The sequence below is a fragment of the Spirulina sp. CCY15215 genome (assembly GCF_016888125.1).
In the GTDB taxonomy this organism is placed as follows: Bacteria; Cyanobacteriota; Cyanobacteriia; order Cyanobacteriales; family Spirulinaceae; genus CCY15215.
In genome coordinates, this window is the sequence record NZ_JACSWA010000358.1 from 23,048 (window position 1) to 47,428 (window position 24,381).

29 protein-coding genes and 1 pseudogene are annotated in these 24,381 nt (G+C 42.5%); 13 read left to right on the forward strand and 17 right to left on the reverse strand.

Translation table 11 applies throughout. The features are described from left to right. Positions 1–8 precede the first annotated feature (8 nt). Positions 9–560 (reverse strand): thioredoxin family protein, encoded by a 552-nt coding sequence (locus JUI58_RS09275; RefSeq protein WP_204103489.1) that lies wholly within the window; start codon positions 558–560, stop codon positions 9–11. Positions 561–636: 76 nt separating this feature from the next. On the opposite strand from JUI58_RS09275, the gene JUI58_RS09280 reads away from it, so the two are divergent. Both JUI58_RS09280 and JUI58_RS09285 read left to right on the forward strand, forming a co-directional pair. Continuing rightward, positions 637–1,041 (forward strand): NIL domain-containing protein, encoded by a 405-nt coding sequence (locus JUI58_RS09280; RefSeq protein WP_204103490.1) that lies wholly within the window; start codon positions 637–639, stop codon positions 1,039–1,041. A 49-nt stretch (positions 1,042–1,090) separates the two neighbouring features. Then, the gene (locus JUI58_RS09285; RefSeq protein ID WP_204103491.1) at positions 1,091–2,455 is read left to right on the forward strand and encodes an ATP-binding protein; all 1,365 of its coding nucleotides are present in this window, start codon (positions 1,091–1,093) and stop codon (positions 2,453–2,455) included. 34 nt (positions 2,456–2,489) lie between these two features. On the opposite strand, the gene JUI58_RS09290 is transcribed toward JUI58_RS09285, so the two are convergent. The 6 genes from JUI58_RS09290 to JUI58_RS09315 form a co-directional block, all read right to left on the reverse strand. Next, positions 2,490–2,876, reverse strand: coding sequence for a DUF5615 family PIN-like protein (locus JUI58_RS09290; RefSeq protein WP_204103492.1), 387 nt, complete (start codon positions 2,874–2,876; stop codon positions 2,490–2,492). Next, positions 2,869–3,201 (reverse strand): DUF433 domain-containing protein, encoded by a 333-nt coding sequence (locus tag JUI58_RS09295; protein WP_204103493.1) that lies wholly within the window; start codon positions 3,199–3,201, stop codon positions 2,869–2,871. Before JUI58_RS09295 ends, JUI58_RS09290 begins: the two co-directional genes overlap by 8 nt. A 25-nt stretch (positions 3,202–3,226) precedes the next feature. Further along, positions 3,227–4,081 carry a M56 family metallopeptidase gene (locus JUI58_RS09300; RefSeq protein WP_204103494.1) on the reverse strand — a complete coding sequence of 285 codons (855 nt, stop codon included), beginning with the start codon at positions 4,079–4,081 and terminating at the stop codon, positions 3,227–3,229. Further along, complete coding sequence (locus tag JUI58_RS09305) at positions 4,081–4,503, reverse strand: BlaI/MecI/CopY family transcriptional regulator (protein ID WP_204103495.1); 423 nt, start codon at positions 4,501–4,503, stop codon at positions 4,081–4,083. Before JUI58_RS09305 ends, JUI58_RS09300 begins: the two co-directional genes overlap by 1 nt. A 32-nt stretch (positions 4,504–4,535) precedes the next feature. After that, a complete protein-coding gene (locus JUI58_RS09310; RefSeq protein ID WP_204103496.1) occupies positions 4,536–5,606 on the reverse strand; it encodes a glycosyltransferase family 1 protein in 1,071 nt (356 codons plus the stop codon). Positions 5,607–5,722: 116 nt separating this feature from the next. After that, positions 5,723–6,577 carry a prephenate/arogenate dehydrogenase gene (locus JUI58_RS09315; RefSeq protein WP_204103497.1) on the reverse strand — a complete coding sequence of 285 codons (855 nt, stop codon included), beginning with the start codon at positions 6,575–6,577 and terminating at the stop codon, positions 5,723–5,725. A gap of 176 nt (positions 6,578–6,753) precedes the next feature. Here JUI58_RS09315 and JUI58_RS09320 point away from each other — a divergent pair, with 176 nt between their 5' ends. Together JUI58_RS09320 and JUI58_RS09325 are read left to right on the forward strand one after the other, a co-directional pair. After that, positions 6,754–8,373: a pentapeptide repeat-containing protein gene (locus tag JUI58_RS09320; RefSeq protein WP_204103498.1), complete on the forward strand. Its 1,620-nt coding sequence runs from the start codon at positions 6,754–6,756 to the stop codon at positions 8,371–8,373. Positions 8,374–8,453: 80 nt separating this feature from the next. Continuing rightward, positions 8,454–9,401 (forward strand): methyltransferase domain-containing protein, encoded by a 948-nt coding sequence (locus tag JUI58_RS09325; RefSeq protein ID WP_204103499.1) that lies wholly within the window; start codon positions 8,454–8,456, stop codon positions 9,399–9,401. Here JUI58_RS09325 and JUI58_RS09330 read toward each other — a convergent pair. Continuing rightward, entirely contained in the window at positions 9,388–9,576 is a 189-nt protein-coding gene (locus JUI58_RS09330; protein ID WP_204103500.1) for a hypothetical protein, read from the reverse strand. The genes JUI58_RS09325 and JUI58_RS09330 overlap by 14 nt on opposite strands. Positions 9,577–9,991: 415 nt before the next feature. Here JUI58_RS09330 and lnt point away from each other — a divergent pair, with 415 nt between their 5' ends. The 7 genes from lnt (at position 9,992) to JUI58_RS09360 (ending at position 14,219) form a co-directional block, all read left to right on the forward strand. Next, positions 9,992–11,461: an apolipoprotein N-acyltransferase gene (lnt, locus tag JUI58_RS09335; protein WP_348539867.1), complete on the forward strand. Its 1,470-nt coding sequence runs from the start codon at positions 9,992–9,994 to the stop codon at positions 11,459–11,461. 109 nt (positions 11,462–11,570) lie between these two features. After that, positions 11,571–12,653: a 3-isopropylmalate dehydrogenase gene (leuB, locus tag JUI58_RS09340; protein ID WP_204103501.1), complete on the forward strand. Its 1,083-nt coding sequence runs from the start codon at positions 11,571–11,573 to the stop codon at positions 12,651–12,653. A gap of 78 nt (positions 12,654–12,731) precedes the next feature. Beyond that, on the forward strand, positions 12,732–13,016 hold the full coding sequence (locus JUI58_RS09345) for a hypothetical protein (RefSeq protein WP_204103502.1): 285 nt from the start codon (positions 12,732–12,734) through the stop codon (positions 13,014–13,016). Between the two features lie 19 nt (positions 13,017–13,035). Beyond that, on the forward strand, positions 13,036–13,161 hold the full coding sequence (locus tag JUI58_RS26970; protein WP_275414329.1) for a hypothetical protein: 126 nt from the start codon (positions 13,036–13,038) through the stop codon (positions 13,159–13,161). Between the two features lie 132 nt (positions 13,162–13,293). After that, positions 13,294–13,635, forward strand: coding sequence for a hypothetical protein (locus JUI58_RS09350; RefSeq protein ID WP_239121359.1), 342 nt, complete (start codon positions 13,294–13,296; stop codon positions 13,633–13,635). Between the two features lie 6 nt (positions 13,636–13,641). Continuing rightward, positions 13,642–13,821: a hypothetical protein gene (locus JUI58_RS09355; protein ID WP_204103504.1), complete on the forward strand. Its 180-nt coding sequence runs from the start codon at positions 13,642–13,644 to the stop codon at positions 13,819–13,821. A gap of 179 nt (positions 13,822–14,000) precedes the next feature. After that, the gene (locus JUI58_RS09360; RefSeq protein WP_204103505.1) at positions 14,001–14,219 is read left to right on the forward strand and encodes a type II toxin-antitoxin system HicB family antitoxin; all 219 of its coding nucleotides are present in this window, start codon (positions 14,001–14,003) and stop codon (positions 14,217–14,219) included. Positions 14,220–14,460: 241 nt separating this feature from the next. Here the strand turns inward: JUI58_RS09360 and JUI58_RS09365 are convergent, their stop codons facing one another. The 6 genes from JUI58_RS09365 to JUI58_RS09390 all read right to left on the reverse strand — a co-directional run bounded on the left by JUI58_RS09365 (position 14,461) and on the right by JUI58_RS09390 (position 18,981). Next, positions 14,461–14,619, reverse strand: a complete 159-nt coding sequence (locus JUI58_RS09365; protein WP_204103506.1) for a hypothetical protein — start codon at positions 14,617–14,619, stop codon at positions 14,461–14,463. Between the two features lie 27 nt (positions 14,620–14,646). Continuing rightward, positions 14,647–15,306: a retron system putative HNH endonuclease gene (locus JUI58_RS09370; protein WP_204103507.1), complete on the reverse strand. Its 660-nt coding sequence runs from the start codon at positions 15,304–15,306 to the stop codon at positions 14,647–14,649. Next, entirely contained in the window at positions 15,290–16,603 is a 1,314-nt protein-coding gene (locus JUI58_RS09375) for an AAA family ATPase (RefSeq protein WP_204103508.1), read from the reverse strand. Before JUI58_RS09375 ends, JUI58_RS09370 begins: the two co-directional genes overlap by 17 nt. Positions 16,604–16,845: 242 nt before the next feature. After that, positions 16,846–17,619 (reverse strand): 1-(5-phosphoribosyl)-5-[(5-phosphoribosylamino)methylideneamino]imidazole-4-carboxamide isomerase, encoded by a 774-nt coding sequence (gene hisA, locus JUI58_RS09380; protein WP_204103509.1) that lies wholly within the window; start codon positions 17,617–17,619, stop codon positions 16,846–16,848. 184 nt (positions 17,620–17,803) lie between these two features. Next, entirely contained in the window at positions 17,804–18,613 is an 810-nt protein-coding gene (locus JUI58_RS09385) for a carbon-nitrogen hydrolase family protein (RefSeq protein ID WP_204103510.1), read from the reverse strand. Between the two features lie 80 nt (positions 18,614–18,693). After that, positions 18,694–18,981 carry a hypothetical protein gene (locus JUI58_RS09390; RefSeq protein WP_204103511.1) on the reverse strand — a complete coding sequence of 96 codons (288 nt, stop codon included), beginning with the start codon at positions 18,979–18,981 and terminating at the stop codon, positions 18,694–18,696. Between the two features lie 67 nt (positions 18,982–19,048). Between JUI58_RS09390 and JUI58_RS09395 the strand changes: the two genes are divergently transcribed. Both JUI58_RS09395 and JUI58_RS09400 read left to right on the forward strand, forming a co-directional pair. After that, a complete protein-coding gene (locus JUI58_RS09395) occupies positions 19,049–20,086 on the forward strand; it encodes a diguanylate cyclase (protein ID WP_204103512.1) in 1,038 nt (345 codons plus the stop codon). Between the two features lie 402 nt (positions 20,087–20,488). After that, on the forward strand, positions 20,489–21,979 hold the full coding sequence (locus tag JUI58_RS09400; RefSeq protein ID WP_204103513.1) for an adenylate/guanylate cyclase domain-containing protein: 1,491 nt from the start codon (positions 20,489–20,491) through the stop codon (positions 21,977–21,979). A 68-nt stretch (positions 21,980–22,047) separates the two neighbouring features. Here the strand turns inward: JUI58_RS09400 and dusA are convergent, their stop codons facing one another. The 3 genes and pseudogenes from dusA to JUI58_RS09415 form a co-directional block, all read right to left on the reverse strand. Then, positions 22,048–23,016, reverse strand: a complete 969-nt coding sequence (gene dusA / locus JUI58_RS09405; protein ID WP_204103514.1) for a tRNA dihydrouridine(20/20a) synthase DusA — start codon at positions 23,014–23,016, stop codon at positions 22,048–22,050. Beyond that, a complete protein-coding gene (locus JUI58_RS09410; protein ID WP_204103515.1) occupies positions 22,991–23,932 on the reverse strand; it encodes a shikimate dehydrogenase in 942 nt (313 codons plus the stop codon). Before JUI58_RS09410 ends, dusA begins: the two co-directional genes overlap by 26 nt. A gap of 37 nt (positions 23,933–23,969) precedes the next feature. Then, positions 23,970–24,381: pseudogene (locus tag JUI58_RS09415) on the reverse strand (hypothetical protein); the annotation flags it as partial.

A 24,381-nucleotide genomic window follows, 5' to 3' on the forward strand; every position in this document is an offset into this window, starting at 1 on the left:
CCAAACCCTCATCTTTCTGTTTCTTGAACTTGGCTGCCATGACTGCGAGGATCTTCGGGAGTTGCATTCGGTTTAATTTGGGCATCAAATTGAGAAACCTTGCCCGTTGTATGGGCATAAGGCAGCGTAACATCGGCAATTAAGGCTTGTAAATCTGCCTCCAAAATAGAGCGAGGTTGTTCCCCCAAAGATTCTCCAACGGTTTCTCCCTGTCGATCCAAATAGACAAAATGAGGAATACCATCAACTCGATAACGAAAGATTTCTGGCAACCATTTGTTATTATCCACATTGAGCATGACAAAATTTACTGCATCCCCATACTCCCCCTTAAGTGCCTGCAAATCTCCCGCCATTACTTGGCAACTGGTACACCAAGTCGCATAAAATTCCATTAACGAGGGTTTACCATTCTCTAAAGCAACTTCTAAAGGTATGGCTGCTTCTGCTTGACTGTCAAGAGATGCGTCGCTTCTTTCCGTTTGCAGGGCAAAGAAAAGCGCAAAACTTAAAACAAATGCTACCAGTGCGATCGCAATTTTTCCGAGACGATTGTTCATAATAATTAATAACAGGATATTGAGAAAGTCTTCTGTTTAATACTTTAGCAAATAACCAATCACTCAGCACAACACAATGAAAAAAAGAGTAACTTTAACTTTTCCGAAACGTACCGTACAGATGGCAGTCACTTATCGACTGGCAAAAGATTTTAATGTCGCTGCTAATATTATTCGAGCGCAAGTTGCCCCCAATCAAATTGGTAAATTAGTCCTCGATCTTTTGGGGGATATTGATGCCATTGAAGCAGCCCTCGAATGGATGCGATCGCAAGATATTAATGTTTCCTTAGCAAGTCGAGAAATCCTCATTGATGAAGAAAGCTGCATTGACTGCGGTTTATGTACGGGAGTTTGTCCTACAAAGGCATTGACCCTCGCGCCAGAAACCTTTAAACTACAGTTTCATCGCTCTCGATGTGTCGTCTGCGAACAGTGCATTCCTACTTGTCCCGTCCAAGCGATTTCAACTAACTTTTAAAATAGCCTGGTAAAATAGCCTATATCATAAAAATTTTTAAATTTAGCGAATGCAGAACAAATTTGGTTCTGAAAAATCTTCTCATGCTTCAAAAATGGAGCGAGATCTCGATCTCGATACAACCCTCCAAGAACTTCCTCTCTACGATAGCGCGATCGCCATTTCTTGTTTAGGGGTTGAACTTGCCGATCTGATCGCCCAAAATCCTCGGCTTCCGGGGGTACTGTTAACAGATGGCGAAGAATTAGTGGGCATTGTTTCTCGTCGTCAGTTGTTGGAGTATTTATTACTTCCTCAAGGCATGGGCTTCTTTTTAGATCAACCTTTGCAAGTATTTTGGGGACATAATAACGCCGATATTTTGATTCTACCCGGTAATATGCACATTTTAACAGGAATGCAACGGGCATTAAAGCGATCGCCTCGCATTATTGCGGACCCTATTGTTGTACAACTCTCCTCTAGTGAATACAGAATTTTGGATTTTGGACAATTGAGTTTAGTCTCATGGCAAATTCGCGGTATCGAGGCTCAAGTTCGCTACGAACGTTCTCACGCACAAATGATTCAAACTGAAAAAATGGCGAGTTTAGGGCGTTTAGTGGATGGAATTGCCCACGAAATTCTCGATCCAGTGGGTTTTATTTGGGGAAATCTGACCCATATTTCTAGCTATAGTCAAGATTTATTAAACTTACTCTCTGCTTACGAAGGAGATAATATGAGTGTTTCTCAAAAAGTCGAGAATCTTCGCGAAACCATTGAGATTTCCTATTTACAAAAAGACTTTCCTCAAGCAGTTGAAAGCATTGCCACAGGAGCAAAACGCTTGCGGGATCTCGCCATGAGTCTGCAAAACTTTTGTCATGTTGATGAAGTTTATCCCAAACCTGCGGATCTCCATTCTTGCTTAGATGGCATTATTTTGCTCTTAAAAAGTCGTCTTAGTAGCGATATTCAGATTGTGCGAAATTATGGACATTTACCTCCCATTGTCTGTTATATCGGTAAGTTAACGCAAGTCTTTACTAATATTTTTACAAATGCGATTGATGCGTTACTCGATCGCGCTGCAACGCAAAAATGGAAACAAGAATTCGATCGCACTTTTTTAGCTCAAAATCCACCCAAAATCGAGATTGAAACCCAAATTTTTTCCCGTTCTTCTTCGCGAGATAAATCAATTAAGGAGAGATTTATTTCGATTCGCATTGTAGATAATGGTATCGGCATGACTCTCGAACAACAGGAACAAATTCGCGACTCTTTTTCGATAGAAAGAAGAGCAGCTAAAGAAACCAGTTTGGCTATTAGCTATCAAATTGTCACGGCCAAACACGGAGGAACATTCAATTTTAAATCCCAGTTGGGAGAAGGCAGTGAGTTTGAAATCATCCTACCTTTGCTGCAATGATTCCCATTAACTGCCGAGGAAAATTCATTATAATTCACCGTTGATATTCTCGAATCATAAAAAATGGGCGATCGCTCCCTTTTTGATTTTTCTGGAGTACCCTAATCAAGCGATTCTGCAAACTTTGTTGAGCAATTAGATAATCGTTGAGTACCTGCACTAAACTCATGCAATCCGGATCGTCTTTACAAACGACAATCCCCCCATGTTCGATACCGCTAAGATGCAAATTGAGGAAATCATCTCGATTGAATGTTACCACGCAGCGATCGCTTTCCGTTGCCATTTTTAAGACGCGATCGTCCGCAATTCCTTGGTTTGCATTTCCCGCTTCGTAAGAGGTTAAAACATCATACCCCAATCGTCGCAACTCATTCACCAATCCGGCTGATAAGTTTTCATTGGCATAAAACTTAAACATCCCAATCATCCTTGCTATGGTGGGAGGCAATCAGAGCATCAATTTCTTCTGTATTGGTTCGATAATAGGTTCGTGCAGCTAACAGATCAAACTGAGTTAATCCTGGAAAATCCCTCGCTAATGCGTCTTCATTCATCCCTTGTTTTGCCAGGGAAATTAACGTCCAGACTGCAATTCTCGTGTTGCGAATGCGGGCGTGACCACCACAAACACCGAGGGTTTTTTGGATGGTTTTTGCAATCAAGGTGGACTGAAACAAGGCATAATCTTCCGGTGAGAGAGCATTAACCGCTTCAGCTAGGGATTCGACTAATTTTGCGTTCATGACCGAGAAAGTGCCAATTCACTTATTAATAATGAAATGGGATGAAAATGAGAGGAAATAAAGCGATCGCCAATCCACTCCAATCTAACCATTTAAAATCGTCTAGGCGATCGGGTTCTGATAATAGAGCATCAACTCTTTCTTGTAGGCGATCGCGGGAATAAGGGCGATTAAATTCAGCAGTAAAACTCGCAAATTCGCGGAAAGGGGCGCTTACGGTTAATAATAGGGATTCGGCTAAAACTAAGCCATCGACTTGTTGACAAGCCCAGCGATCGGCACGTAATTCTCGCAACGCCAAAAGTTCTTGCCATAATGACTCTGTGTTGGGCAGCCAAGGGGTTATGCGACGCAACCATCCCAACCCAAAAAAGCAGAAGGTATCGCGATAATAACAGTGTGCCTGTTCGTGGTTTAAAACGGCTTGTAAATGCTCTTCATCGAGATTTTCTAATAATCCTTGACTAATTACTAATTCTGGCTTAAAAAAGCCTACTTGAGCGCTATATAAGCCGGAATCCTCTAACAAGCGTGCTTGTATTTCTTGGCGATTGAGGTGTAATTTTATTTGAGGATAGGAACGAATCATTTTCAGAGAAGTTAACCCATCCCCTAGCACCTTCATTCCTGAAAAAAGCACGAAAACAAGATAGGCGATCGCCAGATAATAACTCAATCTTCCTGTTTCCATGCCGATCATTTGCCCGCGATAGCCCATGACTGCGATCGCGATCGCAGTCATTAATAATAATAAGGGAGGTAACAGGAAAGCAAATAAAGCCGAGTGCCATCGATCGCCCCATGTTTGAGCATTTCCTTGCCAACTCAAACGGAAGGCGATCGCGCCACTCAAAACGATAATAATCAAGAATAAGTGCATTATTTTTCCTCCTCTCTTTGTTGACGAACAGCACGTAAACGAGAAGCGATCGCTTCAATTTGTTCGACACTTCCCGCATCAAGACTATCGGCGAAAGCGGCAACAATATCGGGATTACTAATCGCTAAAAAATTATTGAGGCGATCGTGAGAATGTAATACTTTGGCTTCTTGACAGGATACCAATGGAGTCCAATAAAATGCCCGGCCTCTTTTTTGACTTTTAACCCAACCTTTCTTTTCCAAACGATTGAGAACCGTTGTGACAGAAGTATAGGCAAGTTCGCGATCGGGATCGGTTAAAATGCGTTCGTGAATATCTTTAACCGTAGCACAGTTAAAATCCCAGAGAATTTGCAGAATTTCTCGTTCTAGGGGACCGAGAGAGAGCTTTTTGGGACGGCGATCGGGGAGTGGGGACATTAATTCAGTAATTCAATTAACAATTATCAATTCTATAAAAATGGTTGTAAAACTTCAACAGTTTTTGCTCCAGTTTTTGCCCAACTAAATTCGCTGGCACGTAATAAGCCTAATTCGCTTAAATTATCTCGGAAGGCCAGATCTGTAACCATTGTATTCATTGCGGCAGTAATTTCTTGGCTATTGTAGGGATCGACTAAAAGGGCAGCTTCTCCGGTAACTTCAGGAAGAGAAGAAATATTTGAGGTAATCACAGGAGTTCCGCAGGCCATAGCTTCTAAAAGAGGCAGGCCGAAACCTTCCCAAAGAGAAGGAAAAACAAGGGCGATCGCGCCATTGAGCAAAATTGGCAGTTTTTCATAGGGGACATACTCCATAAATTTGACTTCTTCTCGGATATCTAATTCCCGTGTCAATTCTTGCCAGTGGGGTGTATAACGTTCATCTGTGGGACCTGCCAGCCACAGTTCATAATCCCTACAATTGGGAAGATCCGCAAAGGCTTTGAGGAGACGTTCGATATTTTTATAGGGGTCTTGTCGTCCCAAATAAAGAAAATAAGGGCGGCCTCGCCTCGGGATGAGTTCGACGGGGCGAAAATTTTGGCGATCGTAAGCGAGAGGAATAGGGGTGATTTTGTTGGCAGACACATCACAAAAGTCAATCAGATCGTTAGCAGTGGCAACAGAATTACAGATAATATGTCTGGCTTGGGAAACTACTCTCGGTAAGGCATAGCGATGATAATAATTGAGGCGAGATTTCCGATTGGGAAACCGTAGGGGAATGAGGTCATGTACCATGACAATGAAGCGACACCGACTGTAAAGCGGGGCTTCAGGGACTGGGGAAAATAGGAGGCGCGATCGCAGTTTTCGATAAATTGCGGGGAGGCGAAATTGTGTCCATAACAAGCGTAAAATATGACCTTGAGTTCCATATTCCGGGGTTAAGTTCCTCGGAATGCGATAGCAATCATATCCGAGAATCTCTTCAGAACTTAAAAGAATTGGATCAAGAGGTTTTAACTGAGGATAAAGATTGCGAGTATAATTAGTGATTCCCGTCGGTTTGGAAAAGAGAAATGATAGATTAACCAGCACGAAGGCTTATCCCTTGTAATCGGTTGTGTCATCCTATAGCATATCCATACTTTGCCGCAATTTAGTGACCTTGCCGGAATTCTCTTGTCCTCTCAGTTCTTCTTTCTGATCCTTTTCTAGCAACTTCTAGCAACAAATTTTTTGCGCTCAGACTCCGTATGTTGTAGAATGGCGGCCAGTTTTTGCCAGTCTTCTTGTTCGATCGCCGTTATTAACCCATCTAAATTTTGACGATAGCGGGAAAGCGATCGCAATATCTCCTCTCGATTAGAACGGGCGATCTCAACTCCTAATTCTGGATTGCCTCCTCCGACGCGACTGGTATCGCGAAACCCAGAACCGGCAAACTGTTGCGCCAATTGTAGAACTTCCTCCTCTTCTTCCCCCAAACAACTCTCGATCAACCCCGCACTTGCCAATAAAGGGAGATGAGAAATCCAGGCTACAGCGCGATCGTGCTGTTGAGGAGAGCAAAAATATAATCTTGCACCGATCGCCCCGATAATCTCCTCTAATTGCGCGATCGCCCTAGTCGATGTACTCTCAACAGGAGTCAAAACATAAGGGGTATTCACAAACAAGTTTCGTTGTGCTGCGTCAATGCCTTGTGACTCGGTTCCTGCCATAGGATGCCCACCCAGGAAATTCGGACACCAAGGCATTATTGCCTCTACGATCGGGGTTTTTACTGACCCCACATCCGTCACGATCGCCTCGGGGGAAAGATGGGGAAGGAGGGCGGCGATCGTTGGCGCGATCGCCCGAATTGGCGTACAAATGAAAATAACTTCCGCCGTCGCTAATTGCGATAAGTGTATGCTGGCTTCATCAGCAACTTTTCGTAAAACAGCAGTTTGGCAAGTTTGTCGCTTGCGGGAAACCCCGATCACTCGGTATCCTTGCGATCGCAAATCTAATCCCAAAGAGCCACCAATTAACCCCAAACCCACAATTCCAACAGTTGTACCCACAGTTTGTTCTACTTAAGACTTACGCATTAACGGGCAAGATGCCCGCACTACTATAACAGGAGAATACCGTAGTGGGAGCGTCTCGCTCCCTAAGCGTCTCGCTCCCTAAGCGTCTCGCTACTCTCAAAACATTGGCTTTACTCTATTAAAACGCAAAACTTTGCCACTCCCCCACCATGAACGTTAAAGAACTACGCCGCTTATACGCCTCGGGAACAAGAAACTTTAGCAATATTGATCTCAATGAAGCTAATTTAAGAAATATTAATCTCAGTGGGGCAGATTTAAGAGGAGCAAAACTCAATGTCGTTAACCTAAGCGGGGCCAATTTAAGCGGGGCCAATTTAAGCGGGGCAAAACTCAATGTGGCCAGATTGAGTGGAGCAAATTTATCGAAAGCAATTCTCAATCATACTCACTTTAATGTTGCCAATCTCATTCGCGCTGATTTGCGAGAAGCCGAATTTATAGAGGCTCTCATTATTCGTGCCGAACTTATTCGAGCAGATTTAAGTGGGGCGAACTTAAGTGGATCAAACTTAGAAGGAACGGACTTGCGGGAAGCGAATCTCCGGGAAGCAACCCTCAGTTATTGCAATTTGAGCGAGGCTAATTTACGGGGAGCATTTCTCACGGAAAGCGTACTCGAACAAGCAACGTTAAGTGGTGCGGATTTAAGGCGGGCGGATTTACAAAGAGCAAATATAAGAGAGGCGGATTTATCCCAATCTACCCTAACACGAGCAATTTTGAGTGGGGCGGATCTGCGCGGGGCAAATTTGCGCTGGACGGATTTAAGCGGGGCAGATTTACGCTGGGCGGATTTAAGTGATGCTAAATTAAGCGGTGCGAATCTTACCGGAGCCGATCTTAGCCATGCTAATTTGGTCAATGCCAGCTTAGTACATTCGGATCTGAGCCGCGCTCGTTTAATTCAGGCAGAATGGACGGGAGCCGATCTCACAGGAGCTACTCTCACAGGAAGTAAAATCTATAATGTCTCTCACTTTGGCTTGAAAACTGAAGGTATTTCTTGTGACTGGGTAGATTTGAGTCCCGAGGGAGATGAGAGTCAAGTTTATCGTCTCGATACGGATAAAACCCAGAAATTTTTCAATAAAACGCCCCCAACCGTACAAGTGACAATCGATTCTCCGTTCAATCTTTATGCAAATTTAGCCCTTGCAACCATTTACCACCAGATTTCTTTAGCCAATCCAAAGTTGGAAAAACCGCCCAGCATTAAAGTGAGTTCTCGCCGTACTTATCTAACTTTCAAGACCGATAATAATGAAGATTTGTTCTTAACGGCATATTATGCAACCCTCCCTTTTCGAGATTGTAAAGCTGTAGAGCGCAATTTAAGGATATTATTGCAGACAGTACAAATGCAGAAAAATGGGGTTTTCAAAACAACACAACACAAACATTTGCGAGAATTGGGTATGGAACTATCCGAGGCGATCGCCGCTCTTGAAGCCATCGAAAAGGATAAAATGAACTTATTACCCGATGAAGCCAGAGAGTTTCTCAATGCCTCCACTTATACAGTAATTAGCAATTCTCGCAATAAACAGGTTGATGTTTATCATAATCCTGAGTTTGGTCAGCATTTCTCAGCTAATCCAACTCTACTTGAGAGTACGATTCGCAAGAATGCTTTAGGGAAAGAGTTGGTTTTACCCCCCACTAACATTTTAGTTCAGTTCATCCAAGATTTTTTCTATGATTTCGATATTTTGGGGCGATCTCATGAGAGAATAAACAATAGGCAATGGGCAACCAAAAAACTCTAAAAACAAAGTTGAGAGTTTGATTCCTATTCCTTCTTCATTGATAACTGATAACTGATAACTGATAACTAATAACCGATAAAATGGCAGGAAGCGAAGTTAAAGCAGATGCGTGGATTAAAGAGTACATCACCCCCTGGGATGTATACGAGCATGGCATTCAACAACTGATTGCCTATAAAAAGACAGCTTTTCAGGAAATGTACATCATTGAAACAGGAGTATATGGAAAAGGTCTGATTCTGGATGGTAAATGGCAGTCTTGTACTGGGGATGAATTTCTCTATCACGAACCCCTCGTTCATCCTGCTTTATTATCTCATCAATCCCCTAAAAATGCCCTTGTTCTCGGGGGAGGAGAAGGGGCGACTATTCGCGAAATTTTGCGTTGGAATACCATCGAAAGAGTGGTAATGGTAGATATTGATGGGGAAGTTGTAGAAGCGTGCAAGGAACATCTTCCGGAAATGCACCAAGGTGCTTTTGAAGATCCCCGTTTAGAGTTAGTCATTGGCGATGCGTTAAAATATATTGATGAAACTCAAGAAAAATGGGATATTGTCATTTCCGATCTTTCCGATCCTATTGAAGAAGGTCCTTCTTTTCAACTGTTTACCAAAGAGTATTTTGAGCAAATTAAAGGGGTGATGGCACCAGATGGCTTTTTTGTGGTACAAGCGGGTCCGGTTGCTATTGGAGAAATAAAATTACACGCCCGTTTGGTGAATACTTTAAAAACAGTTTTTCCTAATGTTATCTCCTATAATTCTGCTGTTCCAACTTATGCAGTTCCTTGGGGTTTTGCTCTCGCTTCTAACCAACTTATTGATACTCGTCCCGATCCCGAGGCGATCGATCGCCTATTAGCAGAAAAAACCAAAGGAGGATTGAAACTGATTGATGGGATTACTTATTTAGGATTAGTACAAACCCCGAAATACGTTCGTAATGCGATCGCGGAATATACAGAAGTTTACACCCTCAAAGAACCTCCGAAGTTTTTTGGTAAAGGAGTTATTAAGGATCATTAAAATCCTCACTCATCCAAATCTGCCCTTGGTATAAACCAGGAGTACGGGGCAAATTTTCTGAATCAGAGACGGTTGTAGAAGCAATTTTGTTCAATTGGATAAAATCAAGAACTTTCACAAGCAATGGTTCCGGTGCTGATGCTAATTCAGTCACTATTTTTTCTAAAAGAGTCATTGTTATATTGGATTTACCGATCGCACTTTTTCTCTATTCTAACCCGAGTTGCTAGTTACAAATATTATGTGTGTCGATCCCCCTAAATCCCCCTTAATAAGGGGGACTTCCGGATTCTCCCCCTTTATCCCCCTCTTATCCCCCTTGAAAAGGGGGAGGATAGAGGATGCTTCGCTTTTCAAGGACGGGGGCTGGGGGGGATCAAATTGATAATTAGCAAGTTGAGTTATTCTACGAGATTGTAATGCGATTCATGACCAAATTTCCTCAAATTCTGCAAATTAGACTCTAAAATGAGTCATTGTTCTTTCTGAATAGTGCTTTAATGCGATCGCTTTCTTGGCCTAACTCTTTACAATTCTTATCGATTCCCTCCTATCCTCAACTTATTTTTGCCTTACTGGGGGGCGTTTTCATGGGCTTGACCATTGCCCCCGTAGAAGCCTTTCCCTTGGCATGGATTGCCTTAATACCCCTTTGGATAGTCACGATCCGCGCCTCTCGTAAAATGGCGATTTTCGCCGCGATCGCCTGGGGATTTGGCTATTATGGGTTAGCGCTATTTTGGATTACAGGAATTCACCCGATGACCTGGTTGGGAGTGCCTTGGTTGGGAAGTATCGCGATCGCGCTATTTTGTTGGCTTTTTATTACATTTTGGGGAACAGGTTTAGTCGTTGTTTGGTCAATTTTATTACCCAAAACGAACCATAAAAAAGGATTATTGTCAAGTTTATTAAGAGTTTTAATCGGTACATCAATTTGGTGCGTTTTCGAGACAATTTGGAGTTATACCCCTTTATGGTGGTCGCCGTTAGCTTATACTCAAAGCCCCCATAATTTAATCATTCTTCACTTAGGCCAAATATCGGGAACAACGGCGGTAACTGGGGCAATTGTTGCGGTGAATGGGTTGTTAGCAGAAGCCTTAATCTTGAAAGAGAAAAAATGGCAATTAACCGGAATTGCGATCGCCTTACTCATCGGCTTACATGGATTAGGTTTGAGTTTCTACAATCGCCCGCTTTTGAATCAAAATCCTTTGAGAGTGGGGATTATTCAAGGCAATATTCCCAATGAAATTAAACTCAACCCGGAAGGATGGTATAAAGCCATTGAAGGTTATACTTCAGGCTATAAAGAATTAAGCGATCGCGGTGTCGATGCCGTGCTAACACCAGAAACAGCGTTACCCTTTGTTTGGCAAGATCGGGGACAATTTACAAGCTCATTTTATCAGGCTATTTTAGAGAAAGGCGTATTAGCATGGGTAGGCGGTTTTACCCAAGAAGATAATAAAATCACCAATAGTTTATTTACCGTAACAGGAGCAGGAAAAACCGTCAGTCATTATGATAAAGTCAAACTTGTTCCTTTAGGAGAATATATCCCCTTGCAACAAATTTTAGGGAAATTTATCAATCGTCTTTCTCCCTTAGAAGCAACTTTAATTCCAGGAAAACCCACGCAAATTTTTGAGACTCCCTTTGGACGAGCAATTGTGGGAATTTGTTACGAATCTGCCTTTTCTTATCACTTCCAACGACAAGCCGCACAAGGAGGAGAATTTATTCTAACTGCGTCCAATAATGCCCATTATAGCGAAGTCATGCCCGCCCAACATCATGCCCTAGATGTCATGCGAGCCATTGAAAACGATCGCTGGGCAGTTCGTGCCACAAATACAGGCTATTCTGGTATTGTCGATCCTCATGGCAAGACCTTATGGAGATCGGGAATTAATACCTATGAATTGCATGACGCAACAATTTATCGGCGCACCACAAAAACATTATATGTGCGTTGGGGAGATTGGTTAACTTGGTGCTTTTTGGGGTTGGGGGCGATCGCTTTGTTTCTGAATAAGACCAAGATTTTCGATTGAGGTAGAATTTGCTTTTAAAGCGATCGCGAAACTCAATAAATTTTCTCAAAATTATCATAATTTACCGATAACAGGTTAAAATAAATTCTCTTTGTAGCAAACCAACTTTATGACACGGCAATACCGCATTACCTTACTACCGGGGGATGGCATCGGCCCCGAAATTATGACCGTTACCGTTGCAGTGTTAAAGGCGATCGCGCCAGAATTTGACCTCCAATTTGAGTTTACAGAAGCCCTCATTGGCGGTTCCGCGATCGAAGCAACGGGAAACCCTCTCCCAGAAGCAACCCTAAAAACCTGTAAAAATAGCGATGCGGTATTGCTGGCGGCGATCGGGGGCTATAAATGGGACAACCTACCTCGCCATCAACGCCCAGAAACGGGTTTATTAGGGCTGAGAGCGGGCTTAGACCTCTTTGCCAACCTGCGACCCGCCACGATTTTACCCCAGCTTATCGACGCTTCTAGCCTCAAACGAGAAGTCGTGGAAGGGGTCGATATTATGGTGGTGCGAGAATTAACTGGGGGAATTTACTTCGGACAACCCAAAGGCATTTTTGTCACAGAAACTGGGGAAAAACGGGGCGTTAATACAATGGCTTACACCGAAGCAGAAGTCGATCGCATCGCCCGAGTTGGCTTTGAAACCGCCCAGAAACGGGGAGGAAAACTCTGCTCTGTGGATAAAGCCAATGTTTTAGATGTTTCTCAATTATGGCGCGATCGCGTCGTCCTGCTCGCAGCAGAATATCCCAAAGTAGAACTCAGCCATCTTTATGTTGACAATGCCGCCATGCAATTAGTGAGAGCGCCCAAACAGTTCGATACAATTGTGACAGGAAATTTATTTGGCGATATCCTCTCCGATGCCGCCGCCATGCTAACAGGAAGTATCGGAATGCTCCCCTCCGCCAGTTTAGGCGCACCAGGCAAACCAGGGGTATTTGAACCCGTCCACGGTTCCGCACCGGATATCGCAGGACAAGACAAAGCCAACCCCCTCGCGCAAATTCTCAGTGCAGCCATGATGTTACGTTACGGTTTAGACCAACCCGCCGCCGCCGATAAGTTAGAAAAAGCAACAAGTAAGGTATTAGATGACGGGTATCGCACGGGAGATATTATGTCCCCTGGATGTAAATTAGTAGGGTGTCAAGAAATGGGAGAAGTATTGCTAAAAGCCTTGTAAAAAGGTTTCTCTGCATTCCCCGTTCCCTTTTGAGCCTTGATTTGATATTTTGAGATAGAGTTGTCGATTGGTGGATTGATGGTTTCTTTTGATTTAAGCGATCGCTCCTATGCCCTAGAGCGAGAACAACACATTCAGCAAATGCGGCAATCTATACGCCCCCCTACACCCGATCGCCTGGTCATGCGATCGGCACAAGCGATCTTTTACGTTTTCTATCAAGTCCATCAACGGTTTCCCTCACCTCCTACCGGGGTGGCGATCGATCCTCAAAGTCATTGGGGGAAACTTCTCTTTGGTCCCCAACCGATCTTGCTACCGAGGGAATTTTTTATCCCCATCGATCATTTAGAAACCGAATAATATTGACCCTCGTAGGGGTTTGGTCTCCAAACCCTCCAAACTTTTTTTAGTTACCATTCCCGAGTTTAGCGATCGCAATGTTCACCAAATCACTACCAATGCGATCGCGCAACTCCAAGAACAAAATCCTGACAACGAAGAATAAAACGAAAGCGATCGCCAATGCGGTTCACCAGTAGATTATGAAGGAGAAGAAATCATCAATGGAGATATTTGACAATAGAACAATTTTGCAAGAATGCGATCGTATAATCAGATAAACGAGATCGCTTTCAAAATGGCAAAACTTCCAATTGAAATCACAAATCTGCTCGGTCAATTAAAACAACAAGCCCTAGATATTGTTGATGAATCTCTAGCTCTAGAATTCCAGATTTTTGAACGATTTGGAGAAACAGAAGAAACCCTTCCTGCTTTAGAAGAAATGAAAAATGCTGGAGAAGATGCTGAATCTACCTATTCTCAACTATCTAACCTTCAATTACAAATTGCCAAAATACAGCCCTCTCCTCCTCCTGATGTGTTACAGTTGTTGACAATAGCGATCGAGCGATCGCAACTCCGAATTCCCGCACTAGAAAGAAGCATTCAAGAAGTTAAACAAGAATATAATCTGTAATTTATCATGAATAATCAACCCAAAATTCCCGACAAAGAAACATCGCAACGCTTGTTAAATAATCTTCGTCACACGCGCTTAGAAGTTCGCGAAGTCAACTTAGAGCTTGCAGCAATTAATGCAAGATTAGAAAACTATATTCGTCAACAACAGTTAGAACGAGTAAGAAAAATCTTAATTAGTTGATTGGCAAAGATGAATCAATATTCGCCAAATTGCCACCAATGCGATCGCGCAACTCCAAGAACAAAACCCCGACAATGAAGAATAAAACAAAAGCGATCGCCAATGCGGTTCACCAGTAGATTATGAAGGAGAAGAAATCACCTTGGCCGAAATTGAAAAACGACAGGAGGAGAAAAAAGATGAATCAATATAGTATGTTAATTCAATGGTCGGAAGAAGACCAACTTTTTTTAGTTACTATTCCCGAGTTTAGCGATCGCGTTATCATGCCTTGCACTCATGGGGAAACTCGCACTGAAGCTATTCGCAATGGAGAAGAAGCAATTGATATGTATTTAGAAGCATGGGAAGTGGAAAGAGAACCAATTCCTCAACCGAGTACGCTTAAAATTGCCTAATTGCTTTTCTCCTAATGGGTTATTTCCGAATTCTCTCCCTTACCTAAGCGCAAAACGACCCCGATCGCAATGTTCACCAAATCGCTACCGATGCGATCGCTTCCTTCAAATAAATTCCACATGATTCTCCATGTCTAAGGGTTCAAGAACCTCCCAAATCAAAATCAATCCCCGCACGATTTCACCAATTGAACGACTATTGAGATGACAATAAGCAATTCCGTAATGTTTTAAACCTTATCTAATTTTTGCCAAGATTTCCTTTCCTCAATTTTTGTTGTACTTTGGAAGAGATTTTTGCTTGCATTTCTCGCACAAAATGTTCGCTTTCTTGAATTTGTCGTCGAATTTCATCAAAATTATCGTGATAATAAGCCAATGTAACATCCGTAAAATTCAAGTTAGTGTCTATAGAGATAGTTTTAGATCAACGCAAATAGCGTTTTAGATGAAAATTGACTACATCCCAATTCTCTCGATATCGACCATTGTTGAGTTGTAGATATTTCTCATATTTTTTGGCTAGAGTTTGTTTTTCTTTTGCGCTTTTTGCTCTTTTAAAATTTTCCTTAATCCATTCAAATACTTCTACTCTCCCATCTTGGATTTCAGGATGATTGAGGTTTAAAATTTCAATGGTTTTCTCTGCTTCAGTTTTCTCGGTTTCTTCTTCTTGTTTTAGGTTGGTTTTGCGAGAACGAATTCTACCATCTTTTAAAAACTCGAAATATTCTTCACAGCGATATTGTAATGGGGTGATGGGAAGTTCGCGATCGCCTTTATGATTACCACAATATTCAGGAAAGCGTTTTACAGAGCCACAAGAAGCTAACATATTCTGATAATCTAAAGCAAGTTCCGGATAATCGACTTGTGCTTTAAGATGTTCGATATGACTTCTTTCTAGTGTAATTCGTCCGCAACAATAACAGCAAATATAACCTTGTTCTTGAAGCAAAGACTCGTGAATATTTCTTTTTTCAGGATTTTGTAAATTATCGTAACTATAATTTGTTTTTTCAGCTTTGGTCTTAGCTTTCCATTCGGTAAAATTGTTTGGTGGTTGTTGTTTACGAATCTGTTTCATCTTCCTCCTGCATGATTTCTAAGTCAGCAATTGCCCAATCTGCTCTCGCAAGTTCGGGAATTCCTGTTCCTACTTTGTCTTCAATTTTGGCTTTTAATGCTTTTGCTTCTACAATATTTTCATCTCCAATTAATTCAAACAGGCGATTGAGATCGTCTTGAATATCTTGCGATCTCTTTACAGTTCCCATCAGGGTTTCTAGTATTATATTACTATCTTTACCATAGGTTCGCACGGGATCGCAAAGAATTTTTCCTTCATCTGTTTCATATAACAGGTGAACTTGTCGTACTTCGCTAATGACTTGAGGGGAATGGGTAGTAATGATAAATTGACAATTGGGAAAGGTTTTAGTTAAGTTATTGATAATACTGCGTTGCCATTGGGGATGTAGGTGTAATTCGATTTCGTCAATTAAAACTATACCTTCTCCTTCGAGAGGATTGGATCTACCAGGATTGGCGATCGCTAATCTTCTTGCTAAGTCTCCCACCATTGCTAAAACGCATTTTTCTCCTTCTGAGAGTTGATTTAATCTAAGCGTCTTACCTCTTTTCTCGATAATCATTCTGGGAATCTTTTCGTTATTTCTACGCTGAACCTGAAAACCAGAAAAACCATCCAAAAATGTATATATTGCATCTCTTATTCCTTTCAAATAAGGGTTTTGATAGCTACGATCTTTTATCAGTTTTTCATATTCTAATTCTTCTAAAGAGCGACAATCGTTAAATAAAGAAGTAAAGTCATCTTTTCTATCGGAAAATATATTATTGTAAGCGCTAACTTGATTGAACAAATTCTCATATTCATATTTAACCTTTTTATTTAAAAGAGCGTTTGAAAAGGTTCTATGAATTGGATAAGATACAAATAGAGGAATGTTGTAGTTTTTATTGTCTTTTAATCCAGTTTTAATCTCTTGTTTTAACATTGCTATATTCTGTATTTGTAAAAAATCTATGATGTTTTTGGAAGATTTCTGCTTGCTTACCCTAAATCCCCAACCTATTAGTTTAGGTTTTAAAATATTTTTTATTTTGATTTCCATAAAATTTTCATTGTTTTTTATTTCGTTTTTTAAATTACTCAAATAACTGTCCTCTATTCTAAAAAATCCAGATGTAATATCATTCTTGACTGTTATTATAAATAAAAGAAATACCAAGCAATCTAAAATACTAGATTTTCCGACCCCATTTACTCCCACAAAAATAGTAGGTTCATTTTGCTCAAAATCTATCGTTATATCGTCAAATCCCCGAAAATTTTTCATTGTTAGCTGTTGGACTTTCATTTTTATATTCCTCTCGAATTGAATAAAAAATAACTCTAGTGATAATCTTTGATTATAAACGAAACTTGCGCTTAACTTCTGCAATTAGAACCCTTCTCTTTATTAGGTGCGTAATACTGAGTAAAGATATCCTTATAACCGACCCCCGATCGCAACATCCATCAAATTGATGCGATCGCCTAACTCCAAAGGGCGATCGTGTTTTTTCTCAATGAAAATATATTAATTTGGATAGCAAAAAATTAGCCCCAAGCAGAAGACCCCAAATCTGGAGGTACATCTTGCAACCGTCCAGGACCGATCGCCCCCACCGCTTCCGTTAAAGAAACATCTCCTGTATAGAGAGCGCGACCGATAATCACTCCTGTTACTCCGCTCGGTTCCAGAGACAATAAACTCAGAACATCCGTGAGAGAACTAACGCCCCCCGAAGCAATAATAGGAATATTGACCGATCGCGCTAATTCTCGCAATGCCTCCATATTTGGTCCCGATAGGGTTCCATCCCGATGAATATCGGTGTAAATAATCCCTGCAACCCCCTGAGACTCCATCCTCTGTGCTAAATCCATCGCTTGCACTTCGGAAGTTTCTAGCCAACCCTTCGTGGCGACTTTGCCATTGCGAGCATCAATTCCGACTATAATTTGACCTGGGAATTTTTGACATAAATCCCCCACTAAATCGGGATTTTCTACCGCCACCGTCCCCAGGATCGCCTGTTTCACCCCCAAATCTAAAACCTGACGGATCTTCTCCTCATCCCGCAGTCCTCCCCCCACTTGCACGGGAATGGACACCGCAGAAACAATCGCCGCGATCGCCTCTCCATTCACAGATTCCCCCTGTTTGGCTCCATCCAAATCCACCAAATGCAGCCGCGTCGCCCCTTCACTTTCCCAACGACGGGCAACCTCCACTGGGCGATCGCTGAAAATTTGCGAGCGATCATAATCTCCTTGATACAGGCGCACGCAGCGACCTTCTAATAAGTCAATAGCGGGAATAACATCCATTTATAGTTGATAGTTGATAGTTGATAGTTGATAGGTATGATAGTTGATAGTTGATAGTTGATAGTTGATAGTTGATAGGTATGATAGTTGATAGGTATGATAGTTGATAGGTATGATAGTTGATAGGTATGATAGTTGATAGGTATGATAGTTGATAGTTGATAGTTGATAGTTGATAATTAGGCTAGAAAACGCGATGGTTGAGGGAGGGCATTTGAGAACGCACACGAGAGAGACGACGGGGATCGATTTCGGCGATCGCAATTCCAGGTTTATTGCCAGCATCAGCCAAAACTGTCCCCCAAGGATCGACAATCAGGGCGTGACCGTGAGTGTAGCGCGTCCCGTAATGATTGCCCGTTTGTGCTGGGGCGATCGCATAACAAGTATTCTCGATCGCCCGCGCTTGAATTAACGTTTGCCAGTGATCCTTCCCGGTATAGGCAGTAAATGCCGCAGGAATAAACAAAACATCCGCCCCTTGCTTCGATAAATGGCGATAGAGTTCCGGAAAACGCACATCGTAACACACAGAAAGCCCTAAAGTTCCCAAAGTATCCGAATGATACACTGGCGGCAATTCCATCCCAGCCATCACCGTACTCGACTCTTGATAAGTGTTCCCATCAGGTACATTCACATCAAAAAGATGCACCTTGTAATAGCGTGCCAGTTCCTGACCATTGCGATCGATCAATAGAGCCGTGTTATAAACCTTATTATCTGCGGCGGGAATTGGGAATCCTCCCCCCAAAATAACAATTTGAAACCGTTGGGCAATGGTTTTGAGAAACTGCTCGCTTTTTTGCGCGATCGCATCTGCTTGTTGAATTTTTTCAGCTTCCGGTCCCAAAAAGGAAAAATTTTCCGGCAAACAGACTAACTCCGCCCCTTGACGCACAGCCAGATCGATTAACTCTTCGGCTTCGGTTAAATTGCGATCGAGATCGGGTCTGCTCGTCATTTGTATCGCAGCAGCAAGATAAGATTTCATGGGGCGATTCAATTAAGTCGAAAATTTGTCACGATATCGATCCTACCTTACCAGGAGATGGAGAACAAGAGGGAGAATAATTATCCGTTGTAACTCTTCACCGATTCATCGGATACCAGCGATACCAGTGGAGTGGCGATCGCCACTTGAATACTCGACCCCGAGAGTGCCAAAAAGCGATGATAATTATCTGTATCCCCTCGCAGAGCAAAAGCAATGAGGGCGATCGCCATCCCTAAAAACCCCGTCATTAAAACCAAAAAGAAAAATAGTTCCATTGCTTGCTGACCGAGGGCAAGCAATTGAGTGGGTTGAGTCAGATCGGGAAGATCGGGAATTCCTTGGGCAGCTTGCAACATAATAATCATTACAACTCCTGGGTACTTTTACGCTTAAAGTCAGACAGGGGGAAATGTTACTGGAGGATTTTGGGGAATGGATGGGACAACCACCTTAAAGAAGGGAGATATCTTAATTGTGGATGATACGCCCAACAATCTACGACTTTTATCAACCCTGTTGCAAAACCACGATTATGAGGCGCGGAGCGTGCTGAGTGGGGAAATGGCCTTAAGAGCCGCCCGCTCTGCTGCGCCGGATCTAATTCTCCTTGATATTAGTATGCCAATTATGGATGGTTATGAGGTCTGTAGAAAACTCAAAGCGGATACCAGGACTCGGGAAGTACCGGTTATTTTTATTAGTGCTTTCAATGAAGCAATGGATAAAGTTCGCGCTTTTGAAGTGGGAGGTGTGGATTATATCACCAAGCCTTTTCAATGGGCTGAAGTCTTAGTGCGAGTAGAAAATCAATTAAAAATTCGTTCTTTGCAAACTCAGTTATTGGCACAAAATGCTCAATTGCAACAAGAAATACAAGAACGCCTTAAAGTAGAATACGCCTTGCAAGCCGCCAATCAAAAATTACAGAATCTCGCCAATTCTGATGGGTTAACTGGAGCCGCCAATCGTCGTCGCTTTGATGAATACTTGCAAATGCAGTGGGAGGAACTACAACAGCAATGCACTCCCCTTTCCCTAATTTTATGCGATGTGGACTATTTTAAACGCTACAACGATACCTACGGTCATTTAGCTGGAGATAGTTGCTTGCAGGCGATTGTACGCGGTATTGAAGAGGCGATCGTCCAGCCGGAACAAGAGCTTATTCCCAAGATATTATTAGCGCGATATGGCGGGGAAGAATTTGCGATCGTGATTCCCCATGCCGATCGCCAATTGGCGTACAAAGTTGCCCGAGAAATTCATGAGGCGGTACAACAGTTGCAAATTGCTCACAGTCAATCATCCATTGGAGAATGGGTGACGGTAAGTGTGGGGGTTGCCACGACGATCCCCGCTCCCTCTCTCGATCCCAAAGATTTGATCGCCCGTGCTGACGATGCTCTCTATGCAGCAAAAGCCCAAGGCCGCGATCGCGTTGTCGCCGATGAAACCCTCAAGAAAAACTGACCAAAGCAAAAAATTGCCACTAAACCTAAAAATGGAGAGTGAAGGTTAGCCATTGATTAAAATCAATGGTAGCCCTTCCGAGACGGGTTTTAACCCGTCAAGAGATATTAAGAGAAAGAAGCTATTTTGTGGTAATTTAAAAACAAGGAGGTGATGCAAGATGTATGGATGTCAGCAACATTTAATCAAAGATTCCCCAGAGGTTATGGCGGTTCTCGAATATATCTGTTCGGAAGCCAATAAGCTAACGAACTGCGGGATTTACTATTGCCGTCAAATACTGTTCAAAGCCAGAAGATTTCTAACAAGAGGAGAACTGGACAAAGAGTTAAAAAGTAACATTCACTTTAAAGCAATCTGCTTTAAGAGATCGGTATTGTACCTTACTCATTGTTCATTGAAATGACGGATTTGGTTCCTAATCCTCAAAAGAGTTTTGAAACCTCTAGCGGCGATATCTTAGCTATAGATGATGTTCCCAACAACCTCAGAATTTTGTCGTCCCTTTTGAGCCAAAAAGGATATAAAGTTCGCAGCGTAATTAGTGGGGAAATGGCTTTAAAGGCTGCACAGTCGGCTCCTCCCGATTTGATTTTGCTGGATATTAATCTACCCCGCATGGATGGTTATGAAGTTTGCCAAAAATTAAAACAAAATGAAATCACTCGCGATATTCCTGTTATTTTCATCAGTGCTTTAAGTGATGTCCTGGATAAGGTGAAGGCCTTTGCGGTGGGTGGAGTGGATTATATTACCAAACCTTTTCAATTTGCTGAAGTTGTGGTGCGAGTGGAGAATCAATTGCGGTTGCGACGATTGCAAAAAGAATTGGAGTCGCAAAATACCCAGTTAGTAAAAGAAAACCGCGATCGCATTGCCGCAGAAGCAGCATTACAAGCATCAGAGGTTGAGTTAAGGGCATTATTTGCCGCAATGGACGATATTATTTTGGTTTTCGATCGCCAAGGAATTTGTTTGAAAATTGCCCCCACTAAGTCAGATCGCCCTCTCTTAGAGAGAGAACATTCGAGTCATTTAACAGTCAGGGATTTATTTCCCCCAGAACAAGCGGCACTACACCTACATCACATTCAAGAGGTCTTAAAAATGCGCCAGACGGTTACAGTAGAGTATTATTTACCGATTGACTATAAGAAACGCTGGTTTTCGGCCAATGTTTCCCTCCTGTCTGAGGATACAGTAATTTGGGTGGCTCGAGATATTACAGCAAGCAAAGAAGCAGAATCTGCTTTGCGACAACAAAAAGCGCGATCAGAACAATTATTATTAAATATTCTTCCGGAACCGATCGCCAAACGTTTACAAGCTGAAGAGAGTACCATTGCTGATAAGTTTGATGAGGTAACTGTATTATTTGCCGATTTGGTCAATTTTACGGAAATTTCGACGCAACTTTCTTCGATTGAATTAGTAGAGATTTTAAATGTTATTTTCTCGGATTTTGATTATCTAGCACAGCGTCACGGTTTGGAGAAAATTAAAACTATTGGTGATGCTTATATGGCAGTTGCAGGGTTGCCTTATCCGAAAAGCGACGGGGTAGAAGCGTCGGCAAATATGGCATTAGATTTATTAGAAACTATTAAGGAATTTAATGCGGGTACGGGTAAAAATTTCGCGTTGAGAGTGGGTTTGCACGTGGGTCCGGTAGTAGCGGGAGTGATTGGAGTGAGTAAGTTTATTTACGATCTTTGGGGGGATACAGTGAATGTTGCCTCGCGCATGGAATCCCAAGGATTACCTCATCAAATTCAAGTTTCCCAGGCAATTTATGATGTTCTACAGGAGTCTTATCTCTTGGAAGAACGAGGAGCAATTAAAGTAAAAGGAAAAGGAGAAATGATCACCTATTGGTTGCACGGGAAGAAATAAGCTATATTTCCTTGATAAACTATAAACTGTTTCTCTATCGCTTATGCTCAATTTTTTGGAGAGGGAAATCAAGGCACTCGGGTTAATGCTTCGCGAACTACTTCAACTCCTGCACCCAAGGGATAGATATTTTCTGTAATATAGCGTTTCCATGCTTTTGCCCCTGGTTGTCCTGCAAATAATTGTAAGATATGGCGGGTGATACTGTTCGGTTTTAGTCCTTTCCCTGTCCAGTATTCAAGATAAGGGAACATTGCTTTTGCTACTTCTCGACGAGTCGGTGGTATATTAGCATCCCCATAAAAATCGCGATCGCAGCTAACAAATAAATAAGGATTATCATAGGCAGCACGTCCGATCATTACCGCATCAATAGATTGTAGTTGTTCTCGCACCTGTTGCCAGTTAGTAAATCCACCATTAATTTCTATGATGAGATGGGGGAATTCTTGCTTGAGACGATGAACATCGGCATAACGCAAAGGAGGAATGGTGCGATTTTCTTTGGGACTCAATCCTTGCAACCATGCCTTTCGCGCATGAATGGTAAAATGCAGACATCCGGCTTCCGAGACAATACGAACGAATTCTCGCAGATCTTCATAGCGATCGCGATCATCTACCCCAATTCTATGTTTAACTGTGACGGGAATCGAGACGGTTTTTTGCATTGCTTGGACTGCTTTGGCTACAGTTTCCGGTTGCAGCATCAAACAAGCGCCAAAATTGCCACTTTGCACTCGCGAACTAGGACAGCCTACATTTAGGTTTACTGCGTCATAGCCCCACTCTTCCGCAATTTTTGCACAAGTTATCAACTCTTCTCGATTATCGCCTCCTACCTGCAAAACGAGAGGTTTTTCTTCTGGGGAGAAACCGAGGAGTTTTTCGCGATCGCCGTGCAGAATAGCTGCCGTTGTTACCATTTCTGTATAAAGGAGCGTCCGTCGCGTAATTTGCCGTATAAAATAGCGAAAATGGCGATCGGTGCGATCCATCATCGGTGCAATGCTAACGGGATACTGAATTCTGTTCATTTCTTTCTTCTCCAATAACCTTTTCTTCTCCAATCTCCTTTTTCCCCTCTATTCTACTCTGTAAGTTCTCTAATAATGCTTGACGCATAATCTGGGCAGGGATAGGCTGTTGCAACCAGAGTCCCAATGCTGCGGCACCTTGTTGTACTAGCATTTCGCTACCGTCGATCGCCATTGCACCACATTTTTTTGCCAGTTGTAAAAAGCGGGTAGGACTGGGGGTATAAATGAGATCGTAGGCGATCGCGCCTACAGGTAATTGTTTTAAAGTAGCTTCATCTAGAGGAGAGCGATCGACATGAGGCGACATTCCCACAGGAGTAGAATTGACCAAAAGCTGAGTTTCCGATACCAGTGTAGGTAATTCATCCCACAGATGCACCCGAACAGCCCCAGCAAAGGGCGTATCTTGCCAACTTAGTTTAAATTTGTCCAATTTACCGCGATCGCGTCCCACAACGCGGATTTCTGAGCAACCCAATTCAACGCACCCCGCAACAACCGCCCGCGCCGCACCGCCATTGCCTAAAATAACTGGAGTAATCTTGCGCCAATTGCATTCTAATTCTCTTAAAGGCGCAATAAAACCGATCGCATCGGTATTTGTTCCTTCCCATCCCTTCTCACTGCGCCAAACCGTATTCACCGCCCCGATCGCCTGCGCTACGGGAGAAACTTCAGCTAGTAGGGGAATAATTGCCTGTTTGTGAGGAATAGTAATATTAAATCCCACCAAGGCGATCGCGGCAAATCCGTCTAATGCTCGGGCTAAATTCTCCTTTTGGATGGGAAAAGGAAGATAAACATAATCTAACCCCAAATGCGCGATCGCGGCGTTGTGCATGGCAGGAGAGAGGGAATGTTCCACCGGATCGCCAATGACTCCCAATAATTTTGTTTTTCCGGTAATAGGCATTGTTAATAAGCAGTAAATAATTGAGCGATCGAAACTATTATTCTGGTTCTTGAAAGCGATCGATTAACTCTTCACGAGATAACTGCAACAGTAGAGGCGTAAATTCTTCCGAAGATAGTTTCATAATAGATGGAATAATTGCTGCCAATTTTTCATCCATTTCTCCAAAGCGAACTTGGAAAATATTTTCGATGAGACGGCGAGTAGCTTCTTTTTCACCTTCACCTTTTCCTTGTTGAAGAAATTCTTCTTTGGCTTCTTGACGAACTTCTTGACGAACTTCTTGGCGAACTTCTTGACGAACTTCTTGGCGAACTTCTTGGCGAACTTCTTGACGAACTTCTTGGCGAATTTCTTGACGAACTTCTGCCATTGCTTCTTCATACATTTGGGTCAAAGTCATAATCAAATCCTCATCATCACGATCTAAATCTTGTTCTTTATTTTGG

Coding starts and splice junctions, on each gene's coding strand:
- JUI58_RS09275 (WP_204103489.1), bottom strand. CDS start 560: ATGAACAATCGTCTCGGAAAAATTGCGATCGCACTGGTAGCATTTGTT.
- JUI58_RS09280 (WP_204103490.1), top strand. CDS start 637: ATGAAAAAAAGAGTAACTTTAACTTTTCCGAAACGTACCGTACAGATG.
- JUI58_RS09285 (WP_204103491.1), top strand. CDS start 1,091: ATGCAGAACAAATTTGGTTCTGAAAAATCTTCTCATGCTTCAAAAATG.
- JUI58_RS09290 (WP_204103492.1), bottom strand. CDS start 2,876: ATGTTTAAGTTTTATGCCAATGAAAACTTATCAGCCGGATTGGTGAAT.
- JUI58_RS09295 (WP_204103493.1), bottom strand. CDS start 3,201: ATGAACGCAAAATTAGTCGAATCCCTAGCTGAAGCGGTTAATGCTCTC.
- JUI58_RS09300 (WP_204103494.1), bottom strand. CDS start 4,081: ATGCACTTATTCTTGATTATTATCGTTTTGAGTGGCGCGATCGCCTTC.
- JUI58_RS09305 (WP_204103495.1), bottom strand. CDS start 4,503: ATGTCCCCACTCCCCGATCGCCGTCCCAAAAAGCTCTCTCTCGGTCCC.
- JUI58_RS09320 (WP_204103498.1), top strand. CDS start 6,754: ATGAACGTTAAAGAACTACGCCGCTTATACGCCTCGGGAACAAGAAAC.
- JUI58_RS09325 (WP_204103499.1), top strand. CDS start 8,454: ATGGCAGGAAGCGAAGTTAAAGCAGATGCGTGGATTAAAGAGTACATC.
- JUI58_RS09330 (WP_204103500.1), bottom strand. CDS start 9,576: ATGACTCTTTTAGAAAAAATAGTGACTGAATTAGCATCAGCACCGGAA.
- lnt (WP_348539867.1), top strand. CDS start 9,992: ATGGGCTTGACCATTGCCCCCGTAGAAGCCTTTCCCTTGGCATGGATT.
- leuB (WP_204103501.1), top strand. CDS start 11,571: ATGACACGGCAATACCGCATTACCTTACTACCGGGGGATGGCATCGGC.
- JUI58_RS09345 (WP_204103502.1), top strand. CDS start 12,732: ATGGTTTCTTTTGATTTAAGCGATCGCTCCTATGCCCTAGAGCGAGAA.
- JUI58_RS09350 (WP_239121359.1), top strand. CDS start 13,294: ATGGCAAAACTTCCAATTGAAATCACAAATCTGCTCGGTCAATTAAAA.
- JUI58_RS09355 (WP_204103504.1), top strand. CDS start 13,642: ATGAATAATCAACCCAAAATTCCCGACAAAGAAACATCGCAACGCTTG.
- JUI58_RS09360 (WP_204103505.1), top strand. CDS start 14,001: ATGAATCAATATAGTATGTTAATTCAATGGTCGGAAGAAGACCAACTT.
- JUI58_RS09370 (WP_204103507.1), bottom strand. CDS start 15,306: ATGAAACAGATTCGTAAACAACAACCACCAAACAATTTTACCGAATGG.
- JUI58_RS09375 (WP_204103508.1), bottom strand. CDS start 16,603: ATGAAAGTCCAACAGCTAACAATGAAAAATTTTCGGGGATTTGACGAT.
- hisA (WP_204103509.1), bottom strand. CDS start 17,619: ATGGATGTTATTCCCGCTATTGACTTATTAGAAGGTCGCTGCGTGCGC.
- JUI58_RS09385 (WP_204103510.1), bottom strand. CDS start 18,613: ATGAAATCTTATCTTGCTGCTGCGATACAAATGACGAGCAGACCCGAT.
- JUI58_RS09390 (WP_204103511.1), bottom strand. CDS start 18,981: ATGATTATTATGTTGCAAGCTGCCCAAGGAATTCCCGATCTTCCCGAT.
- JUI58_RS09395 (WP_204103512.1), top strand. CDS start 19,049: ATGGATGGGACAACCACCTTAAAGAAGGGAGATATCTTAATTGTGGAT.
- JUI58_RS09400 (WP_204103513.1), top strand. CDS start 20,489: ATGACGGATTTGGTTCCTAATCCTCAAAAGAGTTTTGAAACCTCTAGC.
- dusA (WP_204103514.1), bottom strand. CDS start 23,016: ATGAACAGAATTCAGTATCCCGTTAGCATTGCACCGATGATGGATCGC.
- JUI58_RS09410 (WP_204103515.1), bottom strand. CDS start 23,932: ATGCCTATTACCGGAAAAACAAAATTATTGGGAGTCATTGGCGATCCG.